The sequence below is a fragment of the Pseudomonas sp. Sample_10 genome (assembly GCF_004321495.1).
Lineage (GTDB): Bacteria > Pseudomonadota > Gammaproteobacteria > Pseudomonadales > Pseudomonadaceae > Aquipseudomonas.
The window spans coordinates 1-14,216 of sequence record NZ_RCOE01000131.1 but is presented as its reverse complement, the minus strand read 5'-3'; the positions used below and the strand labels follow the sequence as shown (position 1 = coordinate 14,216).

At 59.9% G+C, this 14,216-nt stretch carries 13 protein-coding genes and 1 pseudogene; 5 read left to right on the top strand and 9 right to left on the bottom strand.

Annotated features, from left to right (window positions below):
• The 3 genes and pseudogenes from D8U18_RS12670 to D8U18_RS12660 all read right to left on the bottom strand — a co-directional run.
• Positions 1 to 137: pseudogene (locus D8U18_RS12670) on the bottom strand (TerC family protein); the annotation flags it as partial.
• 84 nt (positions 138 to 221) lie between these two features.
• Complete coding sequence (locus D8U18_RS12665) at positions 222 to 1,529, bottom strand: CitMHS family transporter (protein WP_056854231.1); 1,308 nt, start codon at positions 1,527 to 1,529, stop codon at positions 222 to 224.
• A 377-nt stretch (positions 1,530 to 1,906) separates the two neighbouring features.
• Complete coding sequence (locus tag D8U18_RS12660) at positions 1,907 to 2,233, bottom strand: DOPA 4,5-dioxygenase family protein (protein ID WP_056854232.1); 327 nt, start codon at positions 2,231 to 2,233, stop codon at positions 1,907 to 1,909.
• A gap of 86 nt (positions 2,234 to 2,319) precedes the next feature.
• Here D8U18_RS12660 and D8U18_RS12655 point away from each other — a divergent pair, with 86 nt between their 5' ends.
• Complete coding sequence (locus D8U18_RS12655; RefSeq protein ID WP_056854233.1) at positions 2,320 to 2,982, top strand: NAD(P)H-binding protein; 663 nt, start codon at positions 2,320 to 2,322, stop codon at positions 2,980 to 2,982.
• Here the strand turns inward: D8U18_RS12655 and D8U18_RS12650 are convergent.
• Positions 2,979 to 3,929 (bottom strand): LysR family transcriptional regulator, encoded by a 951-nt coding sequence (locus tag D8U18_RS12650; RefSeq protein ID WP_056854234.1) that lies wholly within the window; start codon positions 3,927 to 3,929, stop codon positions 2,979 to 2,981. The genes D8U18_RS12655 and D8U18_RS12650 overlap by 4 nt on opposite strands.
• 114 nt (positions 3,930 to 4,043) lie before the next feature.
• On the opposite strand from D8U18_RS12650, the gene betC reads away from it, so the two are divergent.
• From betC to D8U18_RS12635, 3 genes are all read left to right on the top strand, one after another.
• Positions 4,044 to 5,558 carry a choline-sulfatase gene (betC, locus tag D8U18_RS12645; protein ID WP_131107738.1) on the top strand — a complete coding sequence of 505 codons (1,515 nt, stop codon included), beginning with the start codon at positions 4,044 to 4,046 and terminating at the stop codon, positions 5,556 to 5,558.
• 16 nt (positions 5,559 to 5,574) lie between these two features.
• On the top strand, positions 5,575 to 6,492 hold the full coding sequence (gene choX / locus D8U18_RS12640) for a choline ABC transporter substrate-binding protein (protein WP_056854236.1): 918 nt from the start codon (positions 5,575 to 5,577) through the stop codon (positions 6,490 to 6,492).
• A 196-nt stretch (positions 6,493 to 6,688) separates the two neighbouring features.
• Positions 6,689 to 8,257: a SulP family inorganic anion transporter gene (locus tag D8U18_RS12635; RefSeq protein WP_131107737.1), complete on the top strand. Its 1,569-nt coding sequence runs from the start codon at positions 6,689 to 6,691 to the stop codon at positions 8,255 to 8,257.
• 127 nt (positions 8,258 to 8,384) lie between these two features.
• On the opposite strand, the gene aroE is transcribed toward D8U18_RS12635, so the two are convergent.
• Together aroE and hemF are read right to left on the bottom strand one after the other, a co-directional pair.
• Positions 8,385 to 9,206 (bottom strand): shikimate dehydrogenase, encoded by an 822-nt coding sequence (gene aroE / locus D8U18_RS12630; protein WP_131107736.1) that lies wholly within the window; start codon positions 9,204 to 9,206, stop codon positions 8,385 to 8,387.
• A 13-nt stretch (positions 9,207 to 9,219) separates the two neighbouring features.
• Positions 9,220 to 10,134, bottom strand: coding sequence for an oxygen-dependent coproporphyrinogen oxidase (gene hemF / locus D8U18_RS12625; protein WP_056854239.1), 915 nt, complete (start codon positions 10,132 to 10,134; stop codon positions 9,220 to 9,222).
• A 176-nt stretch (positions 10,135 to 10,310) separates the two neighbouring features.
• Between hemF and D8U18_RS12620 the strand changes: the two genes are divergently transcribed.
• The gene (locus tag D8U18_RS12620) at positions 10,311 to 11,288 is read left to right on the top strand and encodes an NADPH:quinone reductase (protein ID WP_130908046.1); all 978 of its coding nucleotides are present in this window, start codon (positions 10,311 to 10,313) and stop codon (positions 11,286 to 11,288) included.
• Positions 11,289 to 11,418: 130 nt separating this feature from the next.
• On the opposite strand, the gene D8U18_RS12615 is transcribed toward D8U18_RS12620, so the two are convergent.
• From D8U18_RS12615 to D8U18_RS12605, 3 genes are all read right to left on the bottom strand, one after another.
• Positions 11,419 to 11,976 carry an L-threonylcarbamoyladenylate synthase gene (locus tag D8U18_RS12615; protein WP_056854241.1) on the bottom strand — a complete coding sequence of 186 codons (558 nt, stop codon included), beginning with the start codon at positions 11,974 to 11,976 and terminating at the stop codon, positions 11,419 to 11,421.
• A 54-nt stretch (positions 11,977 to 12,030) separates the two neighbouring features.
• On the bottom strand, positions 12,031 to 13,137 hold the full coding sequence (gene dprA / locus D8U18_RS12610; protein WP_056854242.1) for a DNA-processing protein DprA: 1,107 nt from the start codon (positions 13,135 to 13,137) through the stop codon (positions 12,031 to 12,033).
• An 81-nt stretch (positions 13,138 to 13,218) separates the two neighbouring features.
• Positions 13,219 to 14,214 (bottom strand): LysM domain-containing protein, encoded by a 996-nt coding sequence (locus D8U18_RS12605; RefSeq protein ID WP_131107735.1) that lies wholly within the window; start codon positions 14,212 to 14,214, stop codon positions 13,219 to 13,221.
• Positions 14,215 to 14,216 lie beyond the last annotated feature (2 nt).

Genomic DNA, 14,216 nt, shown 5'->3' with positions numbered 1-14,216 from the left:
GTGCGCTGTTGCATGTGCTTGGGCATGCGGCTGACCAGGATCGAAATCATGATGATGTTATCGATGCCCAGGACGATTTCCAGAGCAGTCAGGGTGAAGAAGGCAACCCAGATTTCAGGGTTGGTCAGCCATTCCATGTGTATTCCTTTGAGCGATTGTTAAACCAAAACGGGCCCGGGCTTCAAAAACGAAGCCTGGACCCGGTGTGGTGAGTCTTGGGCTTATAGAGTGCTGAACAGCGGAAAAATCCCCATCAGCAATGCGGCAACCAGTATGCACATACACACCAGCACTGCCCACTTGAGGGTGAAGCGCTGGTGATCACCAAAATCGATCCCGGCCAGGGCCACCAACAAGTAAGTCGATGGTACCAGCGGGCTCAACAAGTGGACGGGCTGACCGACGATCGAGGCACGTGCCATTTCCACCGCGGTTATACCGTAATGGCTGGCGGCTTCGGCAAGTACCGGTAACACGCCGTAATAAAATGCATCGTTCGACATGAAGAACGTGAACGGCATGCTCACCAGCGCCGTTATGACTGCCAGGTACGGGCCGAGGAAATCCGGAATCACCGACAGCAGGCTTTTCGACATCGCATCGACCATACCGGTGCCCGACAGGATACCGGTGAAGATACCGGCAGCAAAGATCAGCCCGACCACCGCCAGCACACTGCCAGCATGGGCAGCCACGCGATCCTTCTGTTGTTGCAGGCATGGGTAGTTGACGATCATCGCGATACTGAAGGCCACCATGAACAATACCGGCAACGGCAACAGGCCAGCGATCAGGGTGCACATCAGGCCCAGGGTCAGGGCACCGTTGAACCAGATCAGCTTCGGACGACGGGCATCCGGGAATTGCGAGACGCTGATTTCGCTGTGATCGATCTCATCGCCCACCAGGTGCAACTCACCCAGGCGCGCACGTTCACGCTTGCCGTAGAAGTAAGCAATCGCCAGGATCGCCACCACACCCGCCGCCATTGCCGGAATCATCGGCACGAAGATCGCCGACGGGTCCACGTGCAGCGCACTCGCGGCACGGGCGGTCGGGCCGCCCCATGGCGTCATGTTCATCACGCCACCGGCGAGGATGATCAGGCCGGCCATGATTCGCGGGCTCATGCCGATGCGGCTGTAGAGCGGCAACATGGCGGCCACGCAGATCATGTAGGTGGTCGCGCCGTCACCATCGAGGGAAACGACCAGCGCCAGTACAGCGGTGCCGACTGAAACTTTCAGCGGATCGCCCTTGACCATTTTCAGGATCTTGCGCACGGCCGGGTCGAACAGGCCGGAGTCGATCATCAGGGCGAAGTACAGAATCGCGAACATCAACATCACGCCGGTCGGCGCAAGCTTGGTGATGCCTTCGAGCATCATCGGGCCGATTTTCGGGCCGAAGCCGCCGAACAAGGCGAAGACGATTGGAATGATGATCAGGGCGATCAGCGCGGACAGGCGCTTGGTCATGATCAGGAACATGAACGTGATGACCATGGCGAAGCCAAGGAAAGTCAGCATGGGAATACTCCAGGCGTAGCGCGGCTAGGGAATGGGCGAACCGGGTGGGTCAGCGCAGAACGGGAAGCACGAGACGTACGGGCGGAGTGGCGGCGAAGCGGCGGGTTTCAAAGGACATCAGGGTCACCATTGTTGTTGTTAAATGGGCTGTGCGAGCGATAAAACGCTGGCATTGGCCGACCGGTCTGTTGCCGGTAGTGGGGCGATCCTAATCGGGGAAGCTTTCAGCCAGCTTTCGGCAATGAAAGCAGTGACCGGATGTGTAACCGGTCGTCGGACGGGGCCAGGACCAAATGGCGGCCTTCGCGAGCCCCCGGCAGAACAGCACTCTGCGCAAGCACTTGCGAGGTGAAGGCGAAGGCGAAGAAACACCCTGATCAAAAAACAGACAGATTGAGCGGACGAATGGCCCCCATCCAGATCGCATGCTCGCTGTGGTCAAGCAGATCGTCGCCGGTGTCCGGGTGCAGGAACACCACCAAGCCCTTGCGGTTGAGCGCCAGCCACGGCAGCACTTCGCCGATCAGCTGCGGTCCGAACGCCAGTTGGCAACTCCAGTCCGGATGCGGGCCGACCGGGCGTTCGTGCACGCGACCCATTTTCAGCGGGAACAATTGCGCAGCTTGCTCGCACAAGGCCCGCGCCTGATCGATGGAACTGGCATCGAAATACACGTGGGCGTGATAGCCCTTGATCCGTTGCATGGGTAATCCCTCTGAAACCCGGTAGAACCCTCACCGTTTCCCGCAGGTCGTACGCCATATACGCGGGAAAACAAGGGAGTTCAGCCATGAAGAATGCCGAGACCCCGGTGGTGAAAGTGGTGCTTTATGGTGCCATGAGTAGCCTGGGCAGTGCGCTGATGGCTGAAATGCTGCGGCGCCAACACGAAGTCATCGCGATTCTCGACGACCTGACGGCGCTGGCGCCGCGTCCGGGATTGCGCACCAAGACCGGCGATCTTTTCGCAGCTCAACGGGTGAAACAAAGTGTGGCAGGCAGCTCGGCGGTCATTTGCTTGTTAGATGCACCTGGCCTGCCGTTCAATAGTGAGCATGTGGAAAAATCCATCGTGCCGGGTCCGGTCGAGCAAGTGCTGGCAGTGGATGCATTGATCGAGGGCATGCAGGCGGCGGGCATTGCCCGTTTGTTCGTGGTGGGGGATTTCGAAGTTCTCGATGATCCCGAATTAGAAGACGACCTGGAACGACATGCCGCCGAAGAGATCCGTGAAGCACTGCAAAGCAGCACGTTGCATTGGACTTTGGTGAACGCGCCACGGGGAGTGGCCGGCCTGACCATCGAACATTTCAGCCAGACTGGCGGCAACCTTGAACCGGGCCTGGCCGAACCGCTCGCACGCCTGGCACGCACTGCCACGGGGATTGCCGATGAGCTGCAGCTGAATTTGCACATTGGTGAGCACGTCAATTTCATCGCCGCAGACAGCTAGACCGCTATGGAGGGCAGCGCCATCCCGTTCAGCGATTGCGCGCTGCTGGCCTGTTCTTCCATCAACCAGTCGACGAACTGTTGAATCAACGCACCACGCCGTTTGCGTTGCGGCAGAACCACGTAATAGCCCAAGCGTGAAATCACTGTTTGCGCAATCGGGCGACACAACAAGCCTTGCGTCAGCAAGTTATCCACAAGGTGTCGCCAGCCAATGGCGACGCCCTGACCACCAATCGCGGCTTGTATCAACAGGGTGTAGTTGTCGAAGCGCAACTGGCCGGGGGCCGGGGGCGAAGTGATGCCCAATTCTCGAAACACTCCGCTCCAGTCAAACCAGTTACTGCTGTTCTCGCCGCGCAGGTGCAACAGTGGGAACTCCAACAAACACTGGGCAGGCAAGGGCAGGGCACGCTCATTCAGAAGCTGAGGGCTGCACACGGGGAATACTTCTTCGCTGAACAACCAATGGCTTTCACCCTGCTTGAAGCGGCCATCGCCGAATAACACCGCCACATCGATATCCGTACGCAGCATATTGTGGCTGCGCTCGCTGGTGACCAGGCTGACATCCACGTGCGGATTGGCCGCGTGAAAACGGTGCAGGCGCGGCATCAGCCAGTAGGCAGCAAAAGCGAAATCGGTCGCCACTTGCAACACTTCGTGTTGCTGCTGTGCGCTGATCGCACTCAAACCTGCATCGATATTCTGCAATCCAAGCTGAACTTGCTCGAAAAGGATCATTCCGGCCTCGGTCAGTTCGATACCGCGGTAAATGCGGTCGAACAGACGTGTGGCCAACTGTTCTTCCAGCCGCTTGATTTGCTGGCTGATGGCGGGTTGGGTAGTGCCCAGTTCATTGGCGGCAGCCGTGAAGCTGCGTTGACGGGCCGCGGCTTCGAACGCGCGAAGTAAATCCAGAGACAGGTCACCAAGAGCGTCATACATAAGCTGTGCTTATCCTAGTCATTGCTGCGCGTGGGCTTTACCGCAAAGTGCATGGGTTACATCCTCGATCCCAGCACTCTCGCATAAACATCCACTATGGAATGCCGCGATCACATGAAGCGCAAGAACATTCTTTTCATCATGGCCGATCAAATGGCCGCGCCAATGTTGCCGTTCTACAGCCCATCGCCCATCAAGTTGCCGAATTTGAGCCGCCTCGCCGCACAAGGCGTGGTGTTCGACGCCGCCTACTGCAACAGCCCGTTGTGCGCACCGTCGCGTTTTACCCTGGTCAGCGGCCAATTGCCGAGCAAGATCGGCGCCTACGACAACGCGGCGGATTTTCCGGCCGATGTACCGACCTATGCCCACTACCTGCGTCGAATTGGCTATCGCACCGCACTGTCAGGCAAGATGCACTTCTGCGGTCCGGATCAACTGCACGGTTACGAAGAACGTCTGACCAGCGATATCTATCCGGCCGACTACGGCTGGGCAGTGAATTGGGACGAGCCGGACGTGCGTCCGACCTGGTATCACAACATGTCGTCGGTACTGCAGGCGGGGCCGTGCGTGCGCACCAATCAACTGGATTTCGACGAAGAGGTGGTGTTCAAGGCCCAGCAATACCTGTTCGATCACATTCGCGAGGATGGCGACCAGCCGTTCTGCCTGACTGTTTCAATGACCCACCCACACGATCCGTACACCATTCCCAAAGCTTTCTGGGATCTGTACGACGATGCCGACATTCCGTTGCCAATAACACCGGACCAGCACGAACTCGATCCGCATGCCCAGCGTTTGCTCAAGGTTTACGACCTGTGGGATAAACCCTTGCCTGTGGATAAGATCCGCGATGCACGCCGTGCCTATTTCGGTGCTTGCAGCTATATCGACAGTAACGTCGGCAAACTCCTGCAAACACTCGAAGATACCGGCCTGATCGACGATACCATCATTGTCTTCTCCGGCGACCATGGCGACATGCTCGGCGAGCGCGGGCTCTGGTACAAAATGCACTGGTATGAAATGGCCGCCCGCGTGCCCCTGTTGATAAGTGCTCCCGGGCAATTCGGCGCGGGCCGTGTCAGTGCCTCGGTCTCGACCGCCGACTTGCTGCCGACCTTCGTCGAACTGGCGGGCGGCTCGCTGGAGCCAGGCCTGCCGCTCGATGGCCGCTCGTTGGTCCCACATCTGAAAGGGCAGGGCGGTCACGACGAAGTGTTCGGCGAATACATGGCAGAAGGCACCATCAGCCCGCTGATGATGATTCGCCGCGGCGCTTACAAATTCATCTACAGCGAAGACGACCCTTGCCTACTCTTCGACGTACACAATGATCCGCGCGAACTGGAAGAACTGAGCCAGTCGCCGCAGCATCGCCAGCTGTTTGACGACTTTCTCGCCGAAGCGCGGGCCAAATGGGATATTCCGGCGATCCATCAACAGGTGCTCGCAAGCCAACGGCGCCGGCGTTTCGTCGCCGATGCCCTGACCATCGGCAAGCTGAAGAGCTGGGATCACCAGCCGCTGGTGGACGCCAGTCAGCAGTACATGCGTAACCATATCGACCTCGACGATCTGGAGCGTAAAGCACGTTATCCACAACCCTGCCAAAACCAATAATGTTAAGGGGAAGTCCATGCAAAGGTTATCCACAGTACTGACGGTCGGGCTCCTGGCTCTGGGCAGTGCATCGGCGTTCGCCGATCAATGCGAGACGGTGAAAATGGCCGACCCGGGCTGGAGCGACATCGCCGCGACCAACGCCATCACCGGGTTTCTCCTGGACGGCATGGGCTACAAGGCCAAAGTCGACACCCTCGCGGTGCCGATTACCTTCGGCGGGCTCAAGGACGGCCAGGTCGATGTGTTTCTGGGTAACTGGATGCCGGCGCAGCAGGGCTTCTACGACAAATTCGTCGCCACGGGCGATGTCACGCAGTTAGCGAAGAATCTCGATGGCACCGAGTTCACCCTCGCCGTTCCGGACTACGTCTGGGACGCGGGTGTGCATAACTTTGCCGACCTGAACAAACACGCCGACAAGTTTGATCGCAAAATCTACGGCATCGGTTCCGGTGCACCGGCAAACATCTCGCTGCAAGAGATCATCAAGAAAAACGATTTCGACATGGGCCAGTGGAAATTGGTCGAGTCCAGCGAGCAAGCGATGTTGGCCGAAGTGTCGCGCGCAGTGAAGAAACAGAAGTTCGTGACCTTCCTCGGCTGGACGCCGCACCCGATGAACGTGCAGCTGAAAATGCATTACCTGAAGGGCGGCGAGAAGTATTTCGGCGACACTGGCAGCGTTCACACCCTGACCCGCAAAGGTTATGCACAGGCCTGCCCTAACGTTGGGAAATTGCTGACCAACCTGACGTTCACTCAGGACATGGAAAACAGCATCATGGCCGAGGTGGTGAACAAGAAGATCAGCAATGCCGACGCCGCCAAAGCGTGGATCAAGGCCAACCCGGCGGTGCTGGATAAATGGCTGGATGGCGTGAAAACCGTGGACGGCAAGGATGCATTGCCGGCAGTCAAAGCCAAGTTGTAGAGATCCTCTGTTGATGATCGTTCCCACGCTCCGCGTGGGAACGATCATCCTCTGTGGCGAGGGAGCTTGCTCCCGCTGGGCTGCGCAGCGGCCCTGAAACCTGCGGGCGCTTCGCACCCGAGCGCGAGCAAGCTCCCTCGCCACAAATGATTGTGCGTCCTGCTACCCTTGCGCAAACCCCCGACCGAGAGGCCCCATGGCCCTGCCAAGCCGCCATTCACTTTTTCCCTTCCTCACCTGGCTGCCCCGGCAAACCCGAGCCAGCGTCGGCCGCGACCTGATCGTCGGCCTCAGCGGTGCGATTCTTGCGTTGCCGCAATCCATTGCCTACGCACTGATCGCGGGTCTGCCACCGGAATACGGGCTGTACGCGGCTATCATCCCGGTGTTGATCGCTTGTCTTTGGGGTTCGTCGTGGCATTTGATTTGCGGTCCCACGGCCGCGATCTCGATTGTCTTGTATGCCAGCGTCAGTCCTCTGGCCGTGCCGGCGACACAGGACTACGTCACGGTGATCCTGTTGCTGACTTTCCTGGCGGGGGTATTCCAGTGGCTGCTGGGATTGCTGCGCTTTGGCGCGCTGGTGAATTTCGTCTCCCATTCGGTGGTGCTCGGCTTTACCCTCGGTGCGGCGGTAGTGATTGCCGTCGGTCAACTGCCCAATCTGTTGGGGTTGGACTTGCCAAGTCAGGCCACCGCCCTGGACAGTTTCATCACTTTATTGCGCCATCTCGGCGAAGTGGACAAGGCCTCGCTGGCGTTGGGTCTGGCGACGGTGGTGGTGGGGGTGTTCCTCAAGCTGTGGTTGCCACGTTGGCCAACGCTGTTGATCACACTGGTGCTGGGCGCATTGCTGGTCTGGCTGTGGCCAACCATGTTTGGTCATGTGCAACTGGTCAGCGCGTTCACCGGTAAGTTACCGCCCTTCAGTTCGTTGCCACTGGATCTCGATTTGATCCTGCGCCTGCTGCCCAGCGCCGTGGCCGTTGGCATGCTCGGGCTGGTGACAAGCCTGTCGATTGCCCGCTCGATCTCTGCACGTTCGCAGCAACTACTCGACGCTAACCAGGAAGTTCGCGCCCAAGGCCTGTCAAATATTGTCGGTGCGTTTTTTTCCGGATCGCTGTCAGCCGGCTCGTTCACCCGTTCCGGGCTGAGTTACGAAGCCGGGGCCTGCTCGCCGTTGGCGGGGATTTTTTCGGCGTTGTGGGTGGCGCTGTTTGCGATTTTTGGCGCAGGTCTGATTGCGCACATCCCGATCCCGGCCATGGCCGGCAGTATTCTGTTGATTGCCTGGGGCCTGGTGGACCATCGCGGCATTCGCGCATTGCTGCGGGTCAGTCGCGCCGAGTTCGTGGTCATGGCCCTGACCTGTGTCGCCACGCTGCTGCTGGAGTTGCAGACAGCAATTTACGCTGGCGTGCTGGCGTCACTGTTTTTTTACCTCAAGCGAACGTCGCAACCGCGGGTACAACATGTACGCGACGGCGATGAAGACATTCTGCGGGTCGGCGGCTCGATTTTCTTCGGCGCCAGCCATTACCTGCAGGTGCGCCTGCAACGCATGCACGGTGCGCGCGTGGTGATCGAGGCGCAGCAGATCAATTTCATCGACTATTCAGGGGTGGAAATGCTGCATCAGGAAGCCCGGCGCTTGCTACGCCAGGATCGCAGCCTGACCTTGCGCCAGGCGCGGCCGCAGGTGGTGGAAGAGTTGAGGAAGCTTGAGGGACCGGAGAAATGCCCGATCCGATTTGAAGATTGAACAAATTCTTGGCTAAAACACCAATCCCTGTGGCGAGGGAGCTTGCTCGCGCTCGGGAGCGAAGCGCCCGCAGATTTTAAGGGTCGCTACGCAACCCAGCGGGAGCAAGCTGCCTCGCCACAAAGAATTACAGCGCCAGTTGTCGGCGCAACTCGGCCAGCACCGGCGCCGTATCCGGGCGGACACCGCGCCAAAGGAAGAACGCTTCTGCCGCTTGCTCAGCCAACATCCCCAACCCGTCCATCGATACCGCTGCGCCGTGTTCGCTGGCCCAACGGCAGAATGAAGTCGGCTCCTTGCCGTACATCATGTCGTAGCACACGGTTTTGCCTGGTTCGATCAGGCTGCTGGCGATCGGCGGAACGTCCCCTGTCAGGCTGGCAGAGGTGGCATTGATGATCAGGTCCACAGATTCCTGCAACCAGTCGTAACCGCTCGCCGAGACCGGCCCCAAATCGCAGAACAGTTCCGCCAGCAGTTCGGCCTTGTCTACGGTGCGGTTGGCGATGATCACCGACGCCGGCTGCTCGGCGAGCAAGGGCTCCAGAGCACCGCGCACAGCACCACCGGCACCGAGTAACAGGATGCGTTTGCCCTTGAGGCTGAACCCGGCGTTGACGGTCAGGTCCCGCACCAGGCCGGCGCCATCGGTGTTGTCTCCCAGCAGACTGCCATCGGCCATTTTGCTCAAGGTATTCACCGCGCCGGCCCGCTGCGCTCGCGCAGTCAGGCTATCGGCAAGGCGAAAGGCTTCTTCCTTGAACGGGACCGTCACATTCGCCCCCCGGCCTTCGAGGAAAAAAGCCCGCGCGCAGCCGGAAAAATCGTCTAAAGGCGCCAGCAATGTGCTGTAGTCGAGGCGCTGCGCGGCCTGCTCGGCGAACAGACGATGGATCAATGGTGACTTGCTATGGCCAATCGGGTTACCGAATACAACATAACGGTCCATCTACATTCCTCGTTCAGGCCTTGGCCAACCAATCGCGATCCTGCAAGAAATACTCGGTCAGGCGCGCTTCTTCGCTGCCCGGTTCGGCTTTCCAGTCGTAACCCCAACGCACTTGCGGCGGCAGGGACATCAGGATCGACTCCGTGCGACCGCCCGATTGCAGGCCGAACAGCGTGCCGCGGTCATAGACCAGGTTGAACTCGACGTAACGGCCACGACGGTATTCCTGGAACTCCCGTTGTTTCGCACTGAACGTGTCGTTTTTGCGACGCTGCACGATCGGCAGGTAGGCATCGATGTATGCATCGCCGATAGCTCGCATGAACGCGAAGCTGGTGTCGAAGTCCCACTCGTTCAAGTCATCGAAAAACAGACCGCCAATGCCCCGTGGTTCGTGGCGATGCTTGATGTGGAAGTAGCTGTCGCACCAGGCCTTGTAACGCGGGTAGACGTCCGCACCGAACGGCGCGCAAGCCTGCTCGGCCACGCGGTGCCAGTGCACGCAGTCTTCTTCATTGCCGTAGTAGGGCGTCAGGTCGAAACCGCCGCCGAACCACCAGACCGGTTCTTCACCTTCTTTTTCAGCGATGAAAAAACGTACGTTGGCGTGGGAAGTCGGCACATGCGGGTTGTGCGGATGGATCACCAGCGACACGCCGAGCGCTTCGAAGCCACGGCCGGCCAGTTCCGGACGATGGGCGCTGGCGGACGGTGGCAGGCCACTGCCAAAGACATGGGAAAAGTTGACGCCGCCCTTTTCAATGACCGTGCCGTTTTCGATCACCCGCGTACGTCCACCACCGCCGGCAGGCCGGGTCCAGGCGTCTTCGACGAAGTGCGTGCCACCGTCTTCGGCTTCCAGGGCAGCACAAATACGGTCTTGCAGGTCGAGCAGATAGGCTTTTACGGCCTCGGTGCGGGTAGTCATGGCATCACCTTGGATCGGGCAAAGCTACGCGGCGCTCCATCGGACCGGGGCCTGCGCAAATGGGCGCGTAGCATAACACCGCCGAAGTGCTCGTCGCAGTTGACGAAGATCAAGCTTAGGAGTCCGATAGGACGCTTCGCATTTACACAATCAGCATCGATCTCAGGAGAGAGCAGATGGCAAAGCGTATTCAGTTCCGTGCCCATGGCGGCCCCGAAGTGCTTGAGTATGTGGATTACCAACCCGCCGGGCCCGGCCCCAAAGAGGTCCGTGTGACCAACAAGGCCATCGGCCTGAACTTCATCGATACCTATTACCGCAGCGGTCTCTACCCACCGCCGTCTCTGCCATCGGGGCTCGGTTCCGAAGGCGCGGGCGTGGTCGAGGCGGTCGGCAGTGACGTCACGCGGTTCAAGGTCGGCGATCGTGTCGCTTACGGCAGCGGCCCATTGGGGGCCTACAGTGACGTTCACGTCTTGCCCGAGGCCAATCTGGTTCACCTGCCGGACGCCATCAGCTTCGAGCAGGCGGCAGGTGTGATGCTCAAAGGCCTGACCGTGCAATATCTGCTGCGCCAGACCTACGAACTCAAGGGTGGCGAAACCATCCTGTTCCACGCGGCAGCGGGTGGTGTCGGCTCGTTGGCTTGCCAATGGGCCAAGGCCTTGGGCGTCAAGCTGATCGGCACCGTGAGCTCGGCGGAGAAAGCCGCGCTGGCCAAGGCCAACGGCGCCTGGGCGACCATCGATTACAGCCATGAAAACGTCGCACAACGGGTACTGGAATTGACCGACGGCAAAAAAGTCCCGGTGGTGTACGACGGCGTGGGCAAGGACACTTGGCTGACATCTCTGGACAGCGTCGCGCCTCGGGGCCTGGTGGTGAGTTTCGGCAACGCATCCGGCGCAGTGGACGGAGTCAACCTGGGGATTCTGGCGGCGAAAGGTTCGCTGTACGTAACCCGGCCGACGCTGGGCACCTACGCCAACAACGCCGAAAACCTACAGCGCATGGCCGATGAACTGTTCGAGATGATCATCAGTGGCAAGTTGAAGGTGGATATCAGCCAGACGTATTCACTGGCGGATGCGGCGAAAGCGCAGACTGAATTATCGGCACGGCGTACCACGGGATCGGTGGTTCTGTTGCCTTAAGATTTTCAGCGTCTGCCAAGGCCTCATCGCTGGCAAGCCAGCTCCCACACGTACAGGGTCGGTCAAAAATCATGTGAACGACCAGAATCCCGTGGGAGCTGGCTTGCCAGCGATGGGGGGCGCCTCGGTCTCAGCCTGGGCGAACAACGTGCCCCGTCGCCAGATCGCGAATCACGCTCGGGTTCTTGCGCCCACCCAGCAACCCGCCGAGCACCAGGTCAACCTGCCCGCGGAAATACTGCTCGACGCGAAGCCGCGTACGAGCCGCCGGCCGGCCTTGCGGGTTGGCAGAGGTCGACACCAACGGCCCGACCAACGCACACAAGTCCCGCACCAGTGGGTGGTCACTCACGCGCAGCGCCACGGTTTCATGCACGCCGGTGATCCATGGCGGCAACAGGTTCTGATGCGGCACCAGCCAGGTGTTCGGCCCCGGCCAGGTGCTGGCCATGCGGTCCATCCACAGTTCAGGGAAGTCTTCGAACAGGAAATCGAACTGACGGATGTTGTCGGCCACCAGGATCAGGCCTTTATCCACTGCCCGGCCCTTGATCAGCAATAAACGCTCGACGGCCTCTTCGTCCCACGGGTCGCAACCCAGGCCCCAGACTGCTTCGGTTGGGTAGGCAATCACCGCCCCTGCGCGAACTGCTCGTGCGGCTTGCTGCACACGCCAACTGTTGACCATGAAAAACTCTCCAGAATAAGGCTCTGCGCAGTTTACCGATCTTGTTTATAAAACCTAGCTCACCCGCGCAAACCAGCGCCCGTTTTCGCACACCGCGCTGCCGCCCATCTCCAGTTCCGTCAACGCCGCCAACACGTTGGGCAGCGCCCAGCCGCTGGCGAGGGCCAGCGCTTCACTGGTGTGAGGGGCCGCATGCAGCAGCTTCAACAGCGGATGACTCGTCGCCACCTCGCAGGTTTCCGGGAACAACGGCTGTTGCTGCCAACCTCGCAAGGCTTCGAGAATATGTTCAATGGTCTCCACCAGCACCGCGCCGTCGCGGATCAACTGGTGGCAACCCCGCGCGCCGGGGTGATGGATCGACCCGGGAATCGCGTAAACCTCACGCCCTTGTTCGGCCGCCAGCCGTGCGGTGATCAACGAACCGCTGGCCACGCTGGCCTCGACCACCAGCACACCGAGGGACAAACCGCTGATGATGCGGTTACGTCGCGGGAAGTTGCTGGCGCTGGGGCCGGCATCCAGCGGAAACTCCGAAAGCACCGCGCTGCCCGAGGCGATCATGGCGTCCGCCAGCCGCCGATTGCGCTGTGGATAAAACTTTTCAAGACCCGTGCCAAGTACACCGACCGTTTGCCCGCCGACATCCAAAGCAGCCTGATGCGCGGCGGCATCGATACCCAGCGCCAACCCGCTGGTGATGACGAAACCGGCACTGGCCAGGCTGCGGGAAAACGCTGCCGCGGTATCCATGCCCGGCCGAGACGCGCGCCGACTACCGACCATCGCCAGCTGCGGTTTTTCCAGAATGCCAGGATCGCCCGCGACGAATAACAAGGGCGGAGCATCACTGATTTGCGCCAGCAGCGCCGGGTAGTCAACCTGGTCCCACATCAGTAAATGCTGGCCCTGACGCTCCAGCCAGGCCAATGCGTGGCTTGCTCCATCGCGGATTTCAGGACATCGCCTGGCCTCGGCACACGCCAATGGCAAACCCAGCGCGCGCCAGGCACTGGCCGGTGCACTGATCGCTTTCGATGCCGAACCGAACGCCTCGAGCAACTTTTTGAACCGCATCGGCCCGAGTTCCGGCAAACGGTGCAGACGCAAACGAGCTTCCAGCTCCGCAGGGGAAACCGGTGTAACAGTAGGCCATGACATGGATCATCCTTGATCGTTATGAGCACCCGTACAAACGGGAATAAGCTGTGGATAACTCTGTTGGTAACTTGTGAAGCACGCTTATGGATTTCGCACCTTGTCCATCACCGCCAGCGAACGCGATGCGTTGAGCACCAGCCCGTAGCTGAGCTTGTCGTAGGTGCGGAAAACCATCAGCAGACCGGCGCGTTCGTCGGGAATTTTCACGGGCTGGCCGCTGATTCGGTCACGCACGGTTTCCCCGGTCTTCATCACCACCAATACATTGCCTTCGGCCAGACCATCGCGTTGACCCTTGTTCAGCGTGACCACATCCAACGCACCGATCTGCGTCACGCCGCGCGGCACATCAATGATCAAGCCTTCGATCTTGCTGCTCGGTGCGCTGGGCATGAACGTCGAGTTGATGGAGCGCTCCTCGCCACTGAACAGGCGGTCGCCAAGGCGTACCTCCTGGGTTGTGCGTTGCAGCGCCAGCGTAGCGATGTCACCTTCGGTGGCGACGATTTCGCCACCGCCAATGTCATCGGCGTTGATCCCCAAAAACTCCTGGGTTTGTGGATCGGTATAGACCTTGCCCTGGCGGAAGATGCCGTAGACCGGTTGCGCCAGGTCGAACTGACCGCGGGCGAAGATTCTGTCGCCCATGCCGCTGAGCACGCGTTCGGCATCACCGGCCACGATGTACGGCGCCTTGTCGAAATCCTCGACCTTGTCGACGATGCGGTTGCTCAGTAGAAAACTGTTGATCGATTTCAGCGGGATGCTCGGAATCGCATCGGCTACCGGGCTGGTGCGTACCCGCGGCGAAAGCTTGATGGTGCCCCGCGACTCGCCCCGGCTGAGGGTCAGGCGCGGCTGGCCATTGACGTAGACCAGCGACAGCGAATCGCCGGGGTAGATCAGATTGGGGTTTTCGATCTGCGGATTGGCTTGCCACAACTGCGGCCACTGCCATGGCTCACGGAGATACTTTGCGGAAATGTCCCAGAGTGTGTCCCCCGTCACCACGGTGTATCGCTGCGGAAAACCTTCCCGAAGTTGCACTTGCCCGTGCGCGAAACCGGCCGAAGCCAGAA